Annotated in this window: 19 protein-coding genes; 14 read left to right on the top strand and 5 right to left on the bottom strand. The window is 68.5% G+C overall.

Features of this window, described 5'->3' with window-relative positions; genetic code table 11:
• Positions 1 to 26: 26 nt before the first annotated feature.
• The 7 genes from MLE64_RS12790 to MLE64_RS12760 all read left to right on the top strand — a co-directional run bounded on the left by MLE64_RS12790 (position 27) and on the right by MLE64_RS12760 (position 4,686).
• Positions 27 to 308 carry an AtpZ/AtpI family protein gene (locus MLE64_RS12790; protein ID WP_243318177.1) on the top strand — a complete coding sequence of 94 codons (282 nt, stop codon included), beginning with the start codon at positions 27 to 29 and terminating at the stop codon, positions 306 to 308.
• The gene (locus MLE64_RS12785) at positions 301 to 735 is read left to right on the top strand and encodes a hypothetical protein (RefSeq protein ID WP_243318175.1); all 435 of its coding nucleotides are present in this window, start codon (positions 301 to 303) and stop codon (positions 733 to 735) included. Before MLE64_RS12790 ends, MLE64_RS12785 begins: the two co-directional genes overlap by 8 nt.
• Positions 736 to 747: 12 nt before the next feature.
• Entirely contained in the window at positions 748 to 1,479 is a 732-nt protein-coding gene (gene atpB, locus MLE64_RS12780) for a F0F1 ATP synthase subunit A (RefSeq protein ID WP_243286477.1), read from the top strand.
• Between the two features lie 110 nt (positions 1,480 to 1,589).
• Entirely contained in the window at positions 1,590 to 1,889 is a 300-nt protein-coding gene (locus MLE64_RS12775) for an ATP synthase F0 subunit C (RefSeq protein WP_243286476.1), read from the top strand.
• 84 nt (positions 1,890 to 1,973) lie between these two features.
• Complete coding sequence (locus tag MLE64_RS12770) at positions 1,974 to 3,155, top strand: TIGR04552 family protein (protein WP_243318593.1); 1,182 nt, start codon at positions 1,974 to 1,976, stop codon at positions 3,153 to 3,155.
• Entirely contained in the window at positions 3,149 to 3,487 is a 339-nt protein-coding gene (locus MLE64_RS12765) for an anti-sigma factor antagonist (protein WP_243286474.1), read from the top strand. The genes MLE64_RS12770 and MLE64_RS12765 overlap by 7 nt, the downstream gene beginning before the upstream one ends.
• 32 nt (positions 3,488 to 3,519) lie before the next feature.
• Complete coding sequence (locus MLE64_RS12760) at positions 3,520 to 4,686, top strand: PP2C family protein-serine/threonine phosphatase (RefSeq protein WP_243318173.1); 1,167 nt, start codon at positions 3,520 to 3,522, stop codon at positions 4,684 to 4,686.
• Positions 4,687 to 4,696: 10 nt separating this feature from the next.
• Here the strand turns inward: MLE64_RS12760 and rfaD are convergent, their stop codons facing one another.
• From rfaD to MLE64_RS12735, 5 genes are all read right to left on the bottom strand, one after another.
• Entirely contained in the window at positions 4,697 to 5,632 is a 936-nt protein-coding gene (gene rfaD, locus MLE64_RS12755) for an ADP-glyceromanno-heptose 6-epimerase (RefSeq protein WP_243318172.1), read from the bottom strand.
• A gap of 402 nt (positions 5,633 to 6,034) precedes the next feature.
• Positions 6,035 to 6,985 carry a DMT family transporter gene (locus tag MLE64_RS12750; protein ID WP_243318169.1) on the bottom strand — a complete coding sequence of 317 codons (951 nt, stop codon included), beginning with the start codon at positions 6,983 to 6,985 and terminating at the stop codon, positions 6,035 to 6,037.
• Between the two features lie 67 nt (positions 6,986 to 7,052).
• Entirely contained in the window at positions 7,053 to 8,015 is a 963-nt protein-coding gene (locus MLE64_RS12745; RefSeq protein ID WP_243318167.1) for a DUF1573 domain-containing protein, read from the bottom strand.
• Positions 8,016 to 8,043: 28 nt separating this feature from the next.
• Positions 8,044 to 9,009 (bottom strand): glycosyltransferase family 9 protein, encoded by a 966-nt coding sequence (locus tag MLE64_RS12740; protein WP_243318165.1) that lies wholly within the window; start codon positions 9,007 to 9,009, stop codon positions 8,044 to 8,046.
• Positions 9,000 to 10,106 carry a glycosyltransferase family 4 protein gene (locus MLE64_RS12735; RefSeq protein WP_243318164.1) on the bottom strand — a complete coding sequence of 369 codons (1,107 nt, stop codon included), beginning with the start codon at positions 10,104 to 10,106 and terminating at the stop codon, positions 9,000 to 9,002. The genes MLE64_RS12740 and MLE64_RS12735 overlap by 10 nt, the downstream gene beginning before the upstream one ends.
• A 63-nt stretch (positions 10,107 to 10,169) precedes the next feature.
• Here MLE64_RS12735 and MLE64_RS12730 point away from each other — a divergent pair, with 63 nt between their 5' ends.
• The 7 genes from MLE64_RS12730 (at position 10,170) to MLE64_RS12700 (ending at position 17,018) form a co-directional block, all read left to right on the top strand.
• Positions 10,170 to 11,624, top strand: a complete 1,455-nt coding sequence (locus MLE64_RS12730) for a sigma-54-dependent transcriptional regulator (RefSeq protein WP_243318162.1) — start codon at positions 10,170 to 10,172, stop codon at positions 11,622 to 11,624.
• An 88-nt stretch (positions 11,625 to 11,712) separates the two neighbouring features.
• On the top strand, positions 11,713 to 12,213 hold the full coding sequence (locus tag MLE64_RS12725) for a type II secretion system protein (protein ID WP_243318159.1): 501 nt from the start codon (positions 11,713 to 11,715) through the stop codon (positions 12,211 to 12,213).
• The gene (locus MLE64_RS12720) at positions 12,210 to 12,743 is read left to right on the top strand and encodes a YceD family protein (protein WP_243318157.1); all 534 of its coding nucleotides are present in this window, start codon (positions 12,210 to 12,212) and stop codon (positions 12,741 to 12,743) included. The genes MLE64_RS12725 and MLE64_RS12720 overlap by 4 nt, the downstream gene beginning before the upstream one ends.
• 44 nt (positions 12,744 to 12,787) lie before the next feature.
• Positions 12,788 to 12,973, top strand: coding sequence for a 50S ribosomal protein L32 (rpmF, locus tag MLE64_RS12715; RefSeq protein ID WP_243286464.1), 186 nt, complete (start codon positions 12,788 to 12,790; stop codon positions 12,971 to 12,973).
• A 10-nt stretch (positions 12,974 to 12,983) separates the two neighbouring features.
• Positions 12,984 to 14,009: a phosphate acyltransferase PlsX gene (plsX, locus tag MLE64_RS12710; protein ID WP_243318155.1), complete on the top strand. Its 1,026-nt coding sequence runs from the start codon at positions 12,984 to 12,986 to the stop codon at positions 14,007 to 14,009.
• Between the two features lie 121 nt (positions 14,010 to 14,130).
• Entirely contained in the window at positions 14,131 to 15,069 is a 939-nt protein-coding gene (gene fabD / locus MLE64_RS12705; RefSeq protein WP_243318153.1) for an ACP S-malonyltransferase, read from the top strand.
• A gap of 158 nt (positions 15,070 to 15,227) precedes the next feature.
• Positions 15,228 to 17,018 carry a 2-oxoacid:acceptor oxidoreductase subunit alpha gene (locus tag MLE64_RS12700; protein WP_243318151.1) on the top strand — a complete coding sequence of 597 codons (1,791 nt, stop codon included), beginning with the start codon at positions 15,228 to 15,230 and terminating at the stop codon, positions 17,016 to 17,018.
• The last annotated feature ends 1 nt before the right edge of the window (position 17,019 follow it).

The following is a 17,019-nucleotide window of genomic DNA, read 5'->3' as shown; positions in this document are numbered from 1 at the left end:
CCGCGCCTTTTCTTTGGGGGGCACCGGTGATCTTCAGGCGCGGCGGGGACGCGGATCCCGGGGAACGGGCCCTGTGGGGCGACCTCATGTCCCTGGGCCTGACCTTTCCCATCTGCATCGCCCTGGGGTTCTTCCTCGGGCGCTGGATCGGCGGGCGCTTCGGCCACGCGACGGCGGGGCAGTGGGTGGGCCTGGTCTGGGGCATCGGCACGGCCTTCTGGGAGCTCTACAAGGTGAACCAGCGCATGGCGAAGCGGGATGCGGAGGAGCTGAAGCGCCTCAAGGACGGGAAGGACCGCCATGAGTGAGGGCGGGAGCGCAGGCACGCACGAGGGCAGGGGTGAGGGCAGGGACGAGGGCGAGGACCATCTCCGCCGGGTGACCTGGGCCATGGTGGCCCTGGGCCTCCTGGGCGTTCCCCTCTGGGGGTTCCTGCGCTCCTGGACCGCGGCCCTGGCCTTCGGCGTGGGGGCCCTGGCCAGCCTGGGCTTCTGGGTGCTCCACCGCTACCTGACGGCCCGCATGCTGACGCCGTCGGTGCGCCGGAGGTGGCTCTACGGCTTCCTGTCCATCGGCAAACTGGCGTTGATCGCGCTGGTGCTGCGTGGGATGATGGGGAGATACCCGGCGGAAGCCCTGCCGCTGGCCATGGGAGTGCTTCTCTTTGTGGCCGGTATCCTGCTGGAAGCCCTCCGCCTGGCCTTCCGGAAACCCGAAGCCACGCCGCCTGATTGAGGTCCGACCGAGATGGAACACCACGCATCATTGCTCGCCCAGTGGCTCACCCAGGTCCTGCACCTGTCGCAGCACCCCTGGCCCGGGTTCGCCCATGGGGCCGCCCTGTCCATCCTCGAGCGCTATGACCATCTGCTGAACGCGGCCCTGGCGGCTCTGGTGACCATGCTCTTCACAGCCCTGGTGCGGAAGAATCTCTCCCGGATCCCCGGCCCCCTGCAGCAGATGTTCGAGGGCGTGGTCGAGTGGCTCAAGGGCATGATCAACGACAACATCGCCCATCACGGGGAGAAGTACCTTCCTTTCATCGGGACGATGGCGCTCTTCGTCTTCTTCAACAACCTCTTCGGCCTCCTGCCCGGCCTCAGCCCCGGCACCAGCAACTGGAACGTGACGCTGGGCGCGGCCCTCGTGGTGTTCGGCTACTACAACTTCCATGGGATGAAGGAACAGGGCTTCCTGAAGTACTGGGCCCACTTCGCCGGCCCCATCTGGTGGTTGTCGATCCTCATGTTCCCCCTGGAGATCCTGGGCCTGCTCAGCCGAATCCTCAGCCACTCCCTCCGTCTCTTCGGCAACATCGCCGGCGAGCACGTGGTGGCGGGCATCTTCTTCGGCCTCATGCCCATCCTCCTGCCGGTGCCCATGATGTTCCTGGGCCTCTTCTTCGGGCTCATCCAGACCTTCGTATTCACGATGCTGGCGACGATCTATCTGAGCGGCGCCGTCAGCCACGAACATTGATCCTACGAAAAACGTGAGCGGGCATGGCTCGCTTACGTTTTTCGCATGTGAAAAGATTTCAACCGCCTGCGGGATTCCGAACCCTTCGGGCACCACCTAGGAGCACCACCATGAAGAAGTTCCTCACCACCGCCTTCCTGTTCACCCTGGCCGCCGTCGCCTTCGCGCAGGGCGCCCCCGCTGCTGCCACGAAGAGCCTCTTCGAGGGTCAGTTCACCGCCCACATCGCCCTCGCCATCGCGGCCGCCGGCTGCGGTCTGGCCCAGGGCAAGGCCGTGGTCGCCGCCTGCGAGGGCGTGGCCCGCAACCCCCAGGCCGCCGGCAACATCCGCACCACCATGATCATCGGCCTGGCCCTCATCGAGGCCCTCGTGATCTACGTGCTCGTGGCCGCGTTCGCCATCAAGTAGGATCGAAGCGGTTCCAACAACGGGGCGTTCCTTTTTCGGAGCGCCCCGTTTTTTTATGATTCATACTGAGGAAAGTCGGTGAAGATGCTGGACGTCATGCGTCACCATGCCCTATTTCCCATGCCGCCGGAGGTCACCCAGGTGATCCTTGGCGGGGGGTCGCCCATCGACCTGGAGGGCCTGCGCATCCAGTCGTCCGACGAGGCCTGGACCTTCGCCCTCAACTACGGCTACGACATGAGCGTCCCCTCGCAGCGGGCCAAGGTCGTGAAGATCTACGAGGACGCCATCGACTTCCTCGAAGGGGTGGTGCTCGAAGGCACGAACCTGCATGTCCCGAACGAGCTGCGCGCCGTCGGGGATCCCCTCGACCTCCTGGTCTGGGCCTCGGAGCGCCCGCGCACCCTCAGTGGCCGCTGGGCCTGTGCGATCCTCCGGGTGATGCACACCCTCTTCCACGTGGACCACAACGTGAACCTCCGGTACCTCCCGGAGATCCAGCGCCAGGTGTTCAGCCGCTACGACCAGTTCCTGGTGTGCGAAGAGGGGCGCTGGCTGCTCCGGGGCGCCTACGAGGTGCCGCTCGTGGCCGTGGAGCGCAAGGAGAACAAGGATCGCGTCTCCATGCTCCTGAAGATGCTCCACAAGCCCGAGAACGTCGCCGAGACCATCTACGACCAGATCGGCATCCGCTTCGTGGCCGAGGACCGCCTGGGCGTGCTCATGGCCATCCGCTTCCTGCTGGACCACCACGTGCTGATGCCGACCCACATCAAGCCCAGCCGCAGCCGGAACCTGATGATCGACCTGAACGCCCTGGCCGCCTGGACGGAGACCCTGCCGCCCCTGTTCCAGATCCAGGACCTGAGCCCCGAAGAGCGGCAGGTCCTCAGCAGCACCCTGGCCCTCAAGACCGGCGGCATTGAACAGAACCCATTTTCCAGCAAGGATTACTCAGCCATCCAGTTCACGGCGCGCACCCTGATCCGCCTCCCGGGCCCCGGCGCCTCCGTGCTTGAAACCCTCCAGGACCGCCTCCGTGGCCTGGGACACGGGGACCTGGCGGACCTCGCCCGGATTCCAGAGTTGATCCAGGAACAGGAGGAGTTTACTTTCTTCTTCGCACACGAAGTCCAAGTGATGGAACAATCAGGGTTTCAAAGCTCACGTTCAGGTCCAGCATCCCATTCGGAATACAAACAACGCCAGCGTGACGCTGCGCGCCGGAGAGTGCTTCAGGGAATTCTTCAGGAGGAGCCATGTTGAACATCCAGACCCGCCAAGAGGGCACCGCTTCCGTGGTGTCGATTCAGGGCAAGGTCAACTTCGAAGTGACCGCCCAGCTGCGGGATGTGATCCGGGAAACGGTGGCCACGGCCCAGCCCAAGCTCCTGGTGATCAACCTGGAGGGTGTCAGCTTCATTGATTCCTCAGGCCTGGGCCTGCTCGTCGCGGCCCGGAACAGCGTGGACAAGTCCGGCGGGAAGCTGCACCTGTCCTGCCTTCCCGCGCCCGTGAAGAAGACCTTCGACCAGACGAACCTCACCAACTACTTCTCCATCTTCGCCACGGAGCAGGACGCCCTCCGCGGGGCGTGACAGCCCCGCAGGGGCCTTCCTGAAGGGTCTGAATGGCCAAGGGCGTGGTCCTGGTGGTGGATGATGAAGCGCCCATCCGGGACATCCTCAGCTTCTACCTCAAGCGGGCGGGCTACCAGGTCCTGACCGCGGGCCACGGCGTGGAGGCGATCGCGGAGATGGCCCGCCTGAAGCCGGATCTCATCATCTCGGACCTGCGCATGCCCGAGATGTCCGGCGACGAGCTGTGCAAGCGGGTGAAGAGCGATCCCGCCACCCAGGACGTCTACTTCATCATCCTCTCGGCGCTGGATGGGACGGCCTCGCGCATCGGCAGCCTGTCCCTGGGCGCCGATGACATGATCCCGAAGCCGTTCCACGCCCAGGAGGTGCTGGCCAAGGTGGATTCCACCTTCCGCCTCATCGGGATGCAGAAGGAGATCAAGCGCCAGAACAAGGAGCTGACCGCCTTCCAGGAGCGCGTGCAGGAGGAGATGGAGCTCGCCGCCGCCCTCCAGATGGGCCTGCTGCCCAAGCTTCCCGGCGAGGGCCCCGGGGTGCGCTACACCCACTGTTACCTGCCGGCCGCCGGCATTGGCGGGGACATCTACGCGGTGCTGCCGCTGCCGGACGGCAGCACGGCCATGATGATCGCCGACGTGAGCGGCCACGGCGTCACCGCCGCGCTCATCTCCGCCATGGTGAAGACCTCCTTCGAGAATCAGGTGCGGCTGGGCGGCGAGCCCCTGGCCTGGGCCACGGGCATGAACGAGGACCTGTGCCGCTCCACTCTGGCCGAACAGTTCGCCACGGCCTGGCTGGGCCGCCTGGACCCCGCTACGAACCGCATCCGCTACGTGGCGGCTGGCCACTGCGCGCCGCTGCGCATCGTGCGGGGATCCCAGGGCGGGCTGCAGCGCTCCGAGGTGCTGCGGGGCAAGGGCTTCATGCTGGGGCTGGACGTCCAGCTGCCCTTCATGGAGCACGACGCGGAGTTCCTGCCGGGAGACCGCCTGGTGCTGTACACGGATGGCCTGGTGGAGGTGGAGCGGGAGGACCGCACCATGCTCGAGGAGGCCGGCCTGCGTCGCATCTGCGCCGAGCTGCCCGCCGGGGCGGAGGACGCCGCGGCCGCCATCATCGCCCAGACCCGCAGCTTCAACGCCCCGGCGCCCTTCGTGGACGACGTGACGCTCGTGGTGCTGGACCGCAGGGGCTGAGGATCCGGCCCTAGATCTCCGCGAGAGTGGCGGTGATGCCGGCCTCCAGCTCCGTGAAGGGCGCGGTGTAGCCCGTGGCGCGGAGGCTGCGCACGTCCGCCTGGGTGAAGCTCTGGTACTTCCCCCGCAGGGCGTCAGGGAAGGGGATGTACTCGATGCGGCCCTGCCCCAGGTGGGCGATGAGGGTCTTCGCGATGTCGTTGAAGCTGCGGGCCTTCCCGGTGCCCGCGTTGACGATGCCCTTGGCCATGGCTCCGCCGCCGAAGTGCAGGTTGATGGCCACGATGTCGCCCACGAAGATGAAGTCGCGCCGCTGCTCGCCGTTGCCATAGCCCTCTGTGCCCTCGAAGAGGCGGCAGACGCCCTCCTCCTTCAGCTGGCGAAGGAGCTGGTGCAGTACGGACATCATGCGGCCCTTGTGACCCTCCCGCGGGCCGAACACGTTGAAGTAGCGCAGGCCCACCACGGGGCTCTGGATGGCGGCCATCAGGCTCCGCACGTGCTGGTCGAAGGCCAGCTTGGAGTATCCGTAGACGTTGAGCGGGCCCTCGTTCGCCGGCACCGGCTCGAAGTCCGTGCTGGCGCCGTAGGTGGCGGCGCTGCTGGCGTAGACCAGGGGCGTCTTCCGGGCCAGGCACCAGTGGAGCAGGGCTTTCGAGTCCCCGTAGTTGTTCTCCATCATGTAGCGGCCGTCGGTTTCCATGGTGTCGGAGCAGGCGCCGTTGTGGAACACGGCCTCGGGCCGCAGGTCCAGCGTTCCCGCGTCCAGGCGGGCCCGGAACTCCCGCTTGTCCATGTAGTCCGAGAGGGTCAGGTCCGCCAGGTTCCGGGCCTTCTCCGCCCGGGCCAGGTTGTCCACCACGAGGATGTCTGTGTGCCCCCGGCGGTTCAGCTCCCGCACCAGGTTGCTGCCCACGAATCCCGCGCCGCCCGTGACGATGAACATGCCCACTCCTCTACCCCACTAGGATACCGGCTATGTGGGAGCGGTCCGAGGCCCTCCCGAGTTGGAAAGCCGGAGCGCAGAGGGCACAGAGCACCGCAGAGGACACGGAGAAGGGCGCTGGTCACGGAAGCCACGGAATCTCACGGAAGACACGGAAGGGGCCGTGGCGCTCGTCGCGCGGGTCCGCCGAAGGCGGCTTCCGGCGCAGCCGGAAGTGATCCCGGGGGCGCCTGGGCCGTGCTTCCAAGGACACGACCCCATGCGCCCCCGGGATGCACCCCGCGCTTGCGGAGCAGACGCTCCTGTCCTTTTCCGTGCCTTCCGGCTTTCTTCCGTGGCTTCCGTGACCAGCAGAAACCTGGAGGACCCGCCGGTTCATGCGGTGGAACCTCGCTTCGGGTCCTATCCGATGGCCTCTTCGGCCTCCGGCCGCTGGAACCGCTTCAGCAGTCTCGGTCCCAGTTCGGCCACGAAGGTGGCGGCGAAGATCAACAGGCCGCCGGCGAGCTGCGTTGGGCTGAGGTGCTCCCGGATGCCCGGGACGAAGCCGCTGACGGAGATGGCCAGCGTCCAGACCGGCTCGAGGCTGAATAGGATGGCGCTCTCCGTCGCCCCCAGACGGGCCTGCATGGTGCTCTGCACGTAGAAGGCGAGGGTGGTGGCCAGCAGTCCCATGAAGCCGAGGGAGACCCAGGTGCCTGCGTGGGCGAGGGCGGGACCGGCCCCCTGGAAGCTGTGAGGCGCCGGGAGCGCCAACGTGATGGCGAGGGAGATCGCTCCCGTGACGGCCACCTGGATGAAGGCCAGCACCCACCCGGAGGACCGGCGCGAGAAGTGGGCCGTCATCACGATGTGGAAGCCGCACAGCACCGCCGCCAGGAGTGTCTCGGAATCGCCCCGGGTCCAGCCCCCCCAGGCCGCGCCGGGAACCCGGACCAGCAGCACCAGGCCCGTGACGGCCACCAGGGCGGCCAGCCCGTGCGAAGCCCGCAGGCGGTCGCCCGCCAGCAGCGCCACGAGCGGGGTGAAGATGACGTAGAGCCCCGTGATGAAGCCAGACTTGGACGGCGAGGTGAACCGGAGGCCGTCGGTCTGCGCCCAGAAGATGGTGGCCAGCACGAGCCCCAGCCAGAGGCCGTCCAGGGCGTCCCGGCGCCGGATGGGTACGCGCAGCACCAGCAGCATCAGGCCCAGTCCCGCGGTCCCGATGGCGAAGCGCAGGGTCAGCAGGGTCCCCACCGAAAGCCCCGCCTGGAGGCAGTACTTGGTGGCGGGGAAGCCGCCGCCCCACACGGCCGCGATGGAGGCCATGGCGAAGACGGCGAAGAGGTGGGACCTGCGGGACTCCGGCATCCCTCCAGGCTATCGCCCCATCCGGGGTGGACGAAGGAGGAATCGCGAAGACCTTGACGTTCTGCTGTTATTTCAAGATCGCGGCCAGGCGGATCGTCAATTCCGGCTGGTCCGGGTCGTCGGTGGCCAGGGACAGGACCTCGCTGTACCGGCCGGCCTTCAGGGAGGCGGGCAGCACCACGGACAGCTCCTGGCTGGCGGAACGCTGGCCCAGGCCCTCCACCCGGACGCCCGTGAGGGAGCAGCGGCTGCCGGTGACGCGGAAGGCGCGGCCCTCCGCCTGCTTGACGGCGATCTTCTGCCGCAGCTCGCGGCCGGCAGCGTCCTGGAAGACCAGCTCGACCGGCGTGGCCTGGATCGAAGGCTTCAGCTCCCACTGGATGTTCAGGCCCATCTGGCTCATGCGGGGGTTCGTGAAGTGCACCGTGGCCTGCTCCACGCCGCGGAACCGGCCGGCGGGCACCTTGCGGCCATCGAAGGCGACCTCCAGCACCAGGTCCTTGCCCTCCTGCCGGTAGGCGAAGGCGAGGAAGGGCGCGCCGGGGGCCTTCACGTCCACGATCTGGACCGGCTCGCCGGTGCCGCTCGTGTAGCGGACGAGGCTGCGCGAGGTGGAGGACTTGGGGGCGTTGTGGAAATAGACGGATTCGACGGAGGGCATGATCTCCTGCACCACCTCCGCCTCGAGGGTCAGGCTGGTCGCCGGGGCCTTCGGATCGTTGCAGACCACCTCGATGGACTTGCGCACGCCGCCCTTGAGGCCCCGGGGATCGAAGGTGGCCTCCAGGTCGGTGCTCTCGCCCGGCGCGATGGACCACTTGCCGATGACCGTGGCCGTGCAGCCGCAACTGGGCCGCACCTGGGTGATGCTCAGGACGGCGTTGCCGGTGTTGGTCACGCGGTATTTCGCGGCCACCTTCCGGTCCGGCGTGATGCGGCCGAAGTCGTGGTGGGTCTTGTCGAAGTGGATGGCGGGGGCCTGGGCCATGAGGGTGACGGCGGCGCAGGCGAAGAAGAGGCGGCGGAGCATCGGGACCTCGTGGGGAAGAGTTGTGATTCTATCCGCAGATCAGGTCGCGGAGGGCGGCCCAGACCTGATCCGGTCCGATCTCCGCGAGACAGGGGTGGCCGGGGGTGAAGCAGTCCCGCTTGAAGCAGGGCGCGCAGGGGACGCCATCCTTGCGCAGGCCGCGGCTCTGCGGTCCCCAGGGGGTGGATCCGCCGGGGTCTGTGGCGCCATAGAGGGCCAGCACCGGCGCGCCGGTGGCGGCGGCCAGGTGGCTGAGCCCGGAGTCGTTGCCCAGCACCGCCGCGGCGCCGCGCATCCAGGCCGCGGCCTCCTTGAGGGAGGTCTTCCCGCAGAGATCGAGGCCCTCGGCCCCGGCCACCGCCGCGCAGGTGGGGGCCTCGTCCGGCGAGCCCAGCACCGCCACGGCGTACCCTTCGGACCTGGCCTTCAGCAACAGGCTCCGGTAGTGCTCCACGGGCCAGGCCTTGGAGGGCCAGGTGGAGCCGGGCATCAGGCAGATGTAGCGCTCCGCGGGCTTGTCGATGGCCACCTGAGGATCGAAATCCGCGTAGGGCATGGGCGGCAGGTCCGGCCAGCGCCGCTTCAGCACCTCGTGGTAGCGCAGCAGGAAGGGGCCTTCCGCGTCCCAGAAGGGGCCACTGTGGGTGTTGAAGGGGCCTGCCAGGCTCTCATCCACGCCGATGCGCTCGGGCACCCGCGCCAGCCAGGCCGCCAGGGCGGGCCGCAGGGACTTGGGGAAGTGGATGCTGCGGGCGGCGCGGTGCTCACGGAGGATGCGCGCCATGGCGAAGGGGCCGGGCTTGCCCTCGTCCGGCAGGGCCGCGTCGCAAAACCACGTATCCGCCACCAGGCCCACGGTGGTCTTCGGCCCCCAGACGACCAGGGGGCCGGCGTCGATCTGCCGCAGCAGGCGCAGTACGGGAAGCTGCATGGCGGCGTCCCCGACAAACCGCGGGAAGCGGACCCAGGTGGCGTGCTCGGGGATCACAGCCACGGCGCCACCGCCTCGCGGAACTTCGCCGCGGCGTCGTAGTCCCGGGTGAGGGCCGTTCCGAAGGCGTGGGCCTTCGCGCGCTGCGCTTCCCAGGCGGCGGGATCCGCCAGCAGGGGGGCGATCCGGGCAGCGGCGGCGCGCAGCAGGCCATCTTCGATGGTCTTGCGATCGTCGGGCTTGGGGATGAGGAAGCCGCCCTCGCCGTCCTTCAGCATGGTTCCGATGCCGCCCACGGTGGGCGCCAGGACCGGCACGCCCCGTTCCAGGGCCTCGATGAGGGCCAGGGGGAAGAAGCCCTCGTTGCGGCTGGTCATGACGTAGAGGTCCAGGGCCGTGAAGGCGGGGCCCAAGTCGGGCAGGGGGCCCAGGCGGCAGGTGCGGCCCTTCAGGGGCGAGGTGTCCAGGGCGGCCTGAAGGGTGGCAGCGGTCTCCGGCTCTTCCCGGCCCGCGAAGAGCAGGGCGGCCTCACCCCCAAGGGCTTCCGTGAAGCGCAGGACGGACACGGGATCCTTCCGGCCGTCGATCTGGCCCACATACCCCACCACCACCCCGGTGCCAGGTAAGCCCAGCTGCTGGCGGGCGGCGGCGCGGTCCTTGGCGGTGGCAGCCCGGGCCTCGGCCCGCGGATACAGGGGGTGGATGATACTGCACGGGGCGGTGCCGAGGTGCTGCCGCACGGCGGTGGTGAAGTCGTAGGTGCAGATCCACCGGTCCACGAGGTTCCGTACGCCGCGGTATTTGCGCAGGTGGCGCTCGTAGTGCTCGTGCAGGGTGAGGACGGTGGGGATGCGCAGGCCGAACCGCGCCAGCCAGGGTAGGGCCCGCTGCACGCCCTTGTGGTTGCAGAGCACCAGCAGGTCGGGCCGGGTCCGTCGCAGCCAGCGGAAGGCGCCCACGGCGCCGGGGAGGTGGAGCACCTCGGCCACGTTCGGATTCCGCTGCCGCAGCTCGGGCTCGATGTCGCGCTTCCCGGGCTCCTTCCGGAAGATCACGCTGACCTTCACGGGCAGCCCCGCCAGGGCCGCCACCTGCTCCAGGAGCACCCGCTCGCCCCCCCCGAAGGACAGTTTCCGGTGCGCGAACACGACGTGCTTCACGGGACTCCACGAAAGGGTTCAAGATAGGGTAACTGACCTAACGCGTCACTTCTCCAGGTTGCCATGTCCCTCGCCTCAACCCAACGGATCCTGCTGGTGGAGGACGAACCCGGCCTTCGGGAGGTGCTGACCCTGGCCCTGGAGGGGGCCGGCTTCAAGTGCGAGGCCGCTTCGGGCATCGAGGAGGGGCGGCGGGCCCTCCGGGAGACCACCTTCGACGGCGTGCTCTCGGACCTGAAGCTGAAGGACGGCTCCGGCATCGAGCTGCTCACCTGGATGAAGGAACAGGGCCTGGAGACGCCGGTGGTGATCATGACCGCCTACGCCACCACGGAGACCACCGTGCAGGCCCTCAACCAGGGCGCCGTGGACTTCATCACCAAGCCCTTCAAGCACGAAGAGCTCATCGGGACGCTGAAGGGCCTGCTGGCCGCTGCGGAACCCGAAGTCCCGCTGCCGCAGGACCTGGGCGAGCTGGTGGGCGTGGGTCCGACCATGCGGAAGATCAACGCCCTCATCGGCAAGGTCTCGCGCGCTGACACGACGGTGCTGCTCACCGGCGAGAGCGGCACCGGCAAGGAAGTGGTGGCCCGGCTCATCCACCGCTATTCCGACCGGGCCAAGGGCCCCTTCATCCCTGTGAACTGCGGGGCCCTGCCCGAGGCCCTGCTGGAAAGCGAGCTGTTCGGCTTCGAGAAGGGGGCCTTCACCGGAGCCGGCGCCATGAAGCGCGGGCTCTTCGAGGAGGCCGGCGGCGGGATCCTCTTCCTGGACGAGATCGGCGAGATGCCGCTGCCCTTGCAGGTGAAGCTGCTGCGGGCCTTGCAGGAACGGCGGGTCCGCCGGCTGGGGGCCACGGAGGAGCGGCCCGTGGACGTGCGCGTCATCGCCGCCACCAACCGGGACCTGCGGGCCCGGGCCGAATCCGGGGCCTTCCGCGAGGATCTCTTCTACCGGTTGAACATCCTCCAGATCGAGCTGCCGCCCCTGCGGGAGCGTCTGGACGATCTGCCCATCCTCGCGGAGCACTTCATCCGCCGGTTCTGCCAGAAGCTGGGCAAGCCGCCCATGCAGCTCCACGCGGACACCATGGCTCAGCTCCTGGCCTACCGGTTCCCGGGCAACGTGCGGGAGCTGGAGAACCTCATGGAGCGCTGCGTGGCGCTCAACGCCGGCGGACCCATCACCCGGGACCTGCTTCCGGACGGCTTCGGCCAGGCCGGCGTCAGCGAAGGCGCGGGACGCCCGGCTCCCCTGACCATCCCCCCGGACGGTTTCGACCTGGAGACCTGGATCAACGCCCTCAAGGGCCACTTCCTCAAGCGCGCCCTGGAAGAAGTGGGCGGGGTGAAGACCAAGGCGGGCAAGCGACTGGGCATGAGCTTCCGGGCCTACCGCTACTGGCTGGCCGAACTCGGGGGCCTGGAGGCCCTGCCCCAGGACTTCCCCTGGCCCGCCGACTTCCCGCCCGTCCCGGTGGACGAAGGCGGCGGAACCGATGGGCCGAAGGACGCATGATGCCGATGGATCCTTGCTTTTTCAGCCATTTCTGGCACACTGTAACGCTCGGATGCGCCGCAGACGAGCCCTCACCCCGGACCCTCCCATGACCCCGACCCACGCCTGCCGACGAGACCGCGGATTCTCCCTGCTGGAGCTCCTGGTGGCGATGATGATCATCGCCGTCCTGGGCACGCTGGGCTTCTCGCAGTACAAGAAGCACTCGGCCCAGGCCCGCTACCTCAAGGCCCAGGACGACCTCAAGATCGTGGCCGAGGGGCTCGACCAGTACTACCTCAAGCATGGCCGCTTCCCGGATTTCGGCAGCTTCGACGCCATGGTGGACGGCAACTCCTCGCTGGTGAAGGAGAGCCTCATCAAGGTGGGCATGGCCGCCCAGGATCCCTTTGGCCAGCCCTACGAAGGCAAGTCCAGCCGGGCCACCTACGAGCTGAAGTGCGCCGGCGACCCCGGCAATCAGGAGGACGCGGGCCCCATCACCCGGACCCCCGGCCAGGTGACCGGTTCCTCCCCCGTCAGCGGGGCGGGCAGCACGGCGGCCCCCAAGGCGGATGCCCCGGCGGCGGATGCTGGAGCCAAGAAGTGATCGATCTCCATAAGCTGCCCCTGGAGGGCCTCCGCCTGAACGGCACCACCGACCAGGTGGCGCTGGAGGGTGGTGTCTCCCTGCGGGACCTGGCCTGGTCGGTGTTCGCGCTGGCCTCGGACGGCGATGTCTTCCTTGAGGTGAAGGGCCAGGCGGTGTGGCAGGGGGCCTGCAGCCGCTGCCTCGCGCCCCTGGACCGGCCCATCTCCGTGGAGAGCCAGTTCCTGGGCAGCAAGGATCCCGACCTGGTGGGCCGCGGCTCCCATACCCTGGGCTCCCAGGACCTGGACGTGGTCTTCCTGCCGGAGGACACGCTGGACGAGGCCGAGCTGGTGCGGGAGCAGTTCGAGCTCCAGGCCCCCATGCACCCCCTCTGCGCCGAGGACTGCAAGGGGCTCTGCCCCACCTGCGGCAAGAACTGGAACAAGGGCCCCTGCCAGTGCCCGACCGGATCGGCGCAGGCCCCCTCCGCCCTCAACCGAGCCCTCACGAAGGCGCTGGCGGGAATCAAGCTGGACCCGGAATCCTGAAACCCTTAACCTGGAACTTTGCGTTTTTCCCCTAGGAGCAAGCCATGCCGAATCCCAAGCGCCGCCATTCCAAGGCCCGCCGCGACCGCCGGCGCACCCACGACGCGCTGGAGGCCATGAGCGCCAGCACCTGCCCCAACTGCCAGACCCCCAAGCTGCCCCACCGGGTGTGCCCCAGCTGCGGCTTCTATCGCGGCAAGCTGGCCGTCCGCGTCGCCGAGAACGCCTAAGAGCCGTCCAGTGGACGGTCATCGCATCGCACTGGACGTCATGGGGGGCGACCACGCTCCCCATGCGACGCTGCTGGGCGCACGGGAGGCCCTCCAGGCCTGGCCGGGACTCTTCCTCCTCCTCGTCGGGGATGAGGCGGTGCTCCGTCCGCAGCTGACCCGCCACGGCTTCACGCCGGAGCTGCTGACCCGCGCGGAAGTGGTCCATGCCTCCCAGACCGTGGTCATGGAGGACAAGGCCACCAGCATCCTCAAGGAGAAGAAGGACAGCTCCATCCGCATCGCCGCCCAGCTCGTCCGCGAGGGGCGGGCCCACGGTGTGGTCTCCATGGGCCACACGGGAGCGGCCATGGTGGCCTCCAGCCTCGTCATCGGCAAGCTCGAGGGCGTGGACCGGCCGGCCCTGGCCAGCGTGATGCCCAACATGAAGGGCGGGCCCACGGTCCTCCTGGACGTGGGCGCCAACGTGGACTGCCGGGCGGAGCACATCGCCCAGTTCGCCGTGATGGGCTCGGTCTACGCCGAGGAAGTGCTCGGCCTCGAGCGGCCCCGCGTGGGCATCCTCAGCGTGGGCGAGGAGGACGGCAAGGGCACGGACGTGACCAAGGACGCCTCCGCCATGCTCCGCGAGATGGAGATCCGCTTCGAAGGCAACGCCGAAGGGCGGGACATCTGGAACGGCAACTTCGACGTCATCGCCTGCGACGGCTTCGTGGGCAACGTGGTGCTGAAGTCCAGCGAGGCCTTGGCCGAGGGCATCATCGGCGGCCTGCGGGACAGCTTCATGGAGTCGCCCATCACCAAGCTGGCGGGCCTTCTCGCGAAGCCCGCCATGAAGCGGTTCAAGCAGAAGCTCGACTATGCCGAGTACGGCGGCGCGCCGCTGCTGGGCGTCAAGGGCGTGAGCATCATCGGCCATGGCCGCAGCGACCACAAGGCCGTGCGCAACGCTATCCGCGCCGCCCTGCGCGCCGCGGAGCACCGCCTCCACGAACGCATCCAGGAGCGCGTGGCCATGCTCCTGCCGCAGGACTGAGGGGAAAGATCACCACCAAGACACCAAGACACCAAGAAAAGCAAAGAAGCAGATCTGTCTTTCTTGGTGCCTTGGTGTCTTGGTGGCAAGCAGTTTTTGTCTGGAAATTCAGGAGGGTTGTATGAGCAAAGTGGCTTGGCTGTTTCCGGGGCAGGGATCGCAGGCGGTGGGCATGGGCGTGGCGCTGGCGGGGGCCGAGCCGGCGGCGCGGGTCGTCCTCCAGGACGCGGACGCGGCCCTGGGCTTCCCGCTCTCGAAGCTCATGGCCGAAGGGCCCGAAGACACGCTGAAGCTGACGGAGCACACCCAGCCCGCCATCCTGACCCACAGCACCATGGTGGTGCGCGCCTGGGCCCACCGCCTGCCGAAGCCGGACTTCGCCGCGGGGCATTCCCTGGGCGAGTACAGCGCCCTGGTGGCGCTGGGCGCCCTGGGCTTCCAGGACGCGGTCCGCACCGTGCGCGAGCGCGGCCGGGCCATGCAGGAGGCCGTGCCCGTGGGCGTGGGCGCCATGGCGGCCATCCTGGGGATGAGCCAGGCGGACGTGGAGGCCAGCTGCGCCGAGGCCGCCGCCTCGACCGGGAAGATCGTGGTACCCGCCAACTTCAACGGCCCCGGCCAGATCGTCATCGCCGGCCACGCCGAGGCCGTGGACGCGGCCCTGGAGGCCGCCAAGGCCCGCGGCGGGCGCAAGGCCATGAAGCTGCCCGTGAGCGCCCCTTTCCATTCGCCCCTGATGGAGCCCGCCCAGGCTCGCATGGAGCCCATCCTGCGGAGCCTGGCCTTCAAGGCCCCCATCTGCCCCCTGGTGAACAACGTGGACGGAGCCGCGGTCTCAGAACCCGAGGCGCTGCGGAACGGGCTGGTGCGCCAGATTCCCGGCGCCGTGCGCTGGCAGGCCACCCTGGACCTGCTGCTGGACCAGGGCGTCACCTCCTACTTCGAGCTGGGCCCGGGCAAGGTCCTGGCGGGCCTGGTGAAGCGGCAAGCCAAGGAGCGGGGCCTGGAGGTGACCGCGCTGAGCCTCGGCGCCCCCGAAGACCTCGCCCAGCTGGGCTGACACCGCAATGGCAGGGCCTTCCCGCCGGGAAGGTGTGATGAAAAGCAATGCCCCCCGGGGGTAGGGTGGATGGAACGACACTGCGTCTTCCAGTGGGCGGCGGCGGGCGGCGGAAAGTGGCCCGGTGCCGCGCACATCACCCTCAGTCCGAGGTGCCCATGCGCAAGGATCTTGTCTTCGGAATGGCCGGTTCAGGAGGCGATGGCATCGTCTCCGCCGGCGACTCCCTTCTCCAGGCTGCTTCGGCGGAGGGTTATCACGGCGTGATGACCAAGAGCTTCGGCTCCCAGATCCGCGGCGGCGAGTCCTCCTGCCGCGTGCGCATCAGCACGGACCCGGTCCTGAACCCCGGCGGCAACCTCGACGTGGCCGTGGCCCTGAACTGGGAGGACTTCCTCAAGTTCGGCGCCGAGCTGCCCGTGGCCGGCACCACCGTGGTGATCTACGAGGCCGCCACCGGCGTGCCCGAGAACCAGATCCCCCTGGTGGGCGTGACGCCCCTCCAGGTGATCGCCGTGCCCATCGCCGCCATGGCCAAGGAGACCGCCGGCACCGAGCGCGCCAAGAACACCGTGGTGCTGGGCCTCATCGCCGGCTGGTTCGGCATCGGCGGCGAAGCCGTGATGAAGGGCATCTCGAAGAAGCTGGCCAAGAAGAGCCAGGAGCTCGTCGAAGCCAACCAGAAGGCCTTCGACGCGGGCGTGGCCTTCGCGAAGTCCCATCCGCTCAAGGCCGACATGACCGTCGTGCCTTCCTCGAGCAAGGGCGCCGTGAAGCTCCTGACCGACGGCAACGACATGTGCGCGGCCGCCGCCCTCTTCGCCGGCTGCCAGTTCTTCGGCGGCTACCCGATCACCCCCTCCACCGAGATCATGCAGTTCTTCACCAACCACGTCTGGAAGTACGGCGGCGCCGTGCTGCAGGCCGAGGACGAGATCGCGGGCATCGGCGCGGCCGTGGGCGCCTCCTTCGCCGGCAAGAAGTCCATGACCGCCACCAGCGGCCCCGGTCTCTCCCTGAAGTCCGAGATGATGGGCCTCGCCAGCATCGCAGAGCTGCCGCTCGTGATCGTCGACGTGCAGCGCGGCGGCCCCTCCACCGGCCTGCCCACCAAGACCGAGCAGTCCGACCTCTTCGCGGCGGCCTTCTCCGCCCACGGCGACGTGATCCGCCCCGTGCTCGCCCCCACCTCCGTGGCCGACATGTTCCGCACCACCGTGGAGGCCTTCAATATCGCCGAGTACTACCAGACGCCGGTGATCATCCTCTCCGACCAGGAGATCGCCTCCCGCAAGGAGACGCTGGATCCCATCGACACCAGCACGTTCAAGATCATCAACCGCCTGGTCCCCGCCGGCGCGGACCTGCAGGACTACAAGCGGTTCAAGCAGACCGAGAACCACATCAGCCCCATCAGCCATCCGGGCATGCTGGGCGGCACCTACCTGGCCTCCGGCATCGAGCATGTGGAATCCGGCGCGCCCACGAACAGCGGCTCCGTCCACCAGCGCATGAACGACAAGCGCATCAAGAAGCTGGACCCCCTGAAGGAGCGCAAGGACCTCTTCGAGATCACCGGCAACCCCGACGCCCCCCTGGCTCTGGTGGCCTGGGGCAGCGTGGCCGGCGTCTGCCGCGAGGCGCTGCAGATGGCCCAGGCCGAGGGCCTGGACGTGAAGCTCATGGTGCCCTACCTGCTCTACCCCGTGGCCGAGCAGACCTACCGCGACTTCTTCGCTTCGGTTCAGAAGGGGCTCGTGGTCGAGCAGTCCCACTTGGCCCAGACGTTCAAGGTGCTGCGCATGCACCTCGACCTGCCCAAGGGCCTCCAGTCCCTGGCCCGCAGCGGCGCGAACCCCTTCCTGCCCGGCGAGATCGTCGCGGCCCTCCACCATCTCCTCTCGGAGCTGCAGCGCAGCCACGAGGGCAAGCTTCAGCCCCAGGAGTGAG

This window comes from Geothrix paludis, assembly GCF_022808815.1.
Taxonomy (GTDB): domain Bacteria; phylum Acidobacteriota; class Holophagae; order Holophagales; family Holophagaceae; genus Geothrix; species Geothrix paludis.
The sequence above is the reverse complement of the archived record's forward strand: the minus strand, read 5'-3'. Positions and strand labels throughout refer to the sequence as shown.

Excerpts from the sequence above, each read along its gene's own strand:
- MLE64_RS12785 (WP_243318175.1), top strand. The coding sequence starts at position 301 with ATGAGTGAGGGCGGGAGCGCAGGCACGCACGAGGGCAGGGGTGAGGGC.
- atpB (WP_243286477.1), top strand. The coding sequence starts at position 748 with ATGGAACACCACGCATCATTGCTCGCCCAGTGGCTCACCCAGGTCCTG.
- MLE64_RS12775 (WP_243286476.1), top strand. The coding sequence starts at position 1,590 with ATGAAGAAGTTCCTCACCACCGCCTTCCTGTTCACCCTGGCCGCCGTC.
- MLE64_RS12770 (WP_243318593.1), top strand. The coding sequence starts at position 1,974 with ATGCTGGACGTCATGCGTCACCATGCCCTATTTCCCATGCCGCCGGAG.
- MLE64_RS12765 (WP_243286474.1), top strand. The coding sequence starts at position 3,149 with ATGTTGAACATCCAGACCCGCCAAGAGGGCACCGCTTCCGTGGTGTCG.
- MLE64_RS12760 (WP_243318173.1), top strand. The coding sequence starts at position 3,520 with ATGGCCAAGGGCGTGGTCCTGGTGGTGGATGATGAAGCGCCCATCCGG.
- rfaD (WP_243318172.1), bottom strand. The coding sequence starts at position 5,632 with ATGTTCATCGTCACGGGCGGCGCGGGATTCGTGGGCAGCAACCTGGTG.
- MLE64_RS12750 (WP_243318169.1), bottom strand. The coding sequence starts at position 6,985 with ATGCCGGAGTCCCGCAGGTCCCACCTCTTCGCCGTCTTCGCCATGGCC.
- MLE64_RS12745 (WP_243318167.1), bottom strand. The coding sequence starts at position 8,015 with ATGCTCCGCCGCCTCTTCTTCGCCTGCGCCGCCGTCACCCTCATGGCC.
- MLE64_RS12730 (WP_243318162.1), top strand. The coding sequence starts at position 10,170 with ATGTCCCTCGCCTCAACCCAACGGATCCTGCTGGTGGAGGACGAACCC.
- MLE64_RS12725 (WP_243318159.1), top strand. The coding sequence starts at position 11,713 with ATGACCCCGACCCACGCCTGCCGACGAGACCGCGGATTCTCCCTGCTG.
- rpmF (WP_243286464.1), top strand. The coding sequence starts at position 12,788 with ATGCCGAATCCCAAGCGCCGCCATTCCAAGGCCCGCCGCGACCGCCGG.
- fabD (WP_243318153.1), top strand. The coding sequence starts at position 14,131 with ATGAGCAAAGTGGCTTGGCTGTTTCCGGGGCAGGGATCGCAGGCGGTG.
- MLE64_RS12700 (WP_243318151.1), top strand. The coding sequence starts at position 15,228 with ATGCGCAAGGATCTTGTCTTCGGAATGGCCGGTTCAGGAGGCGATGGC.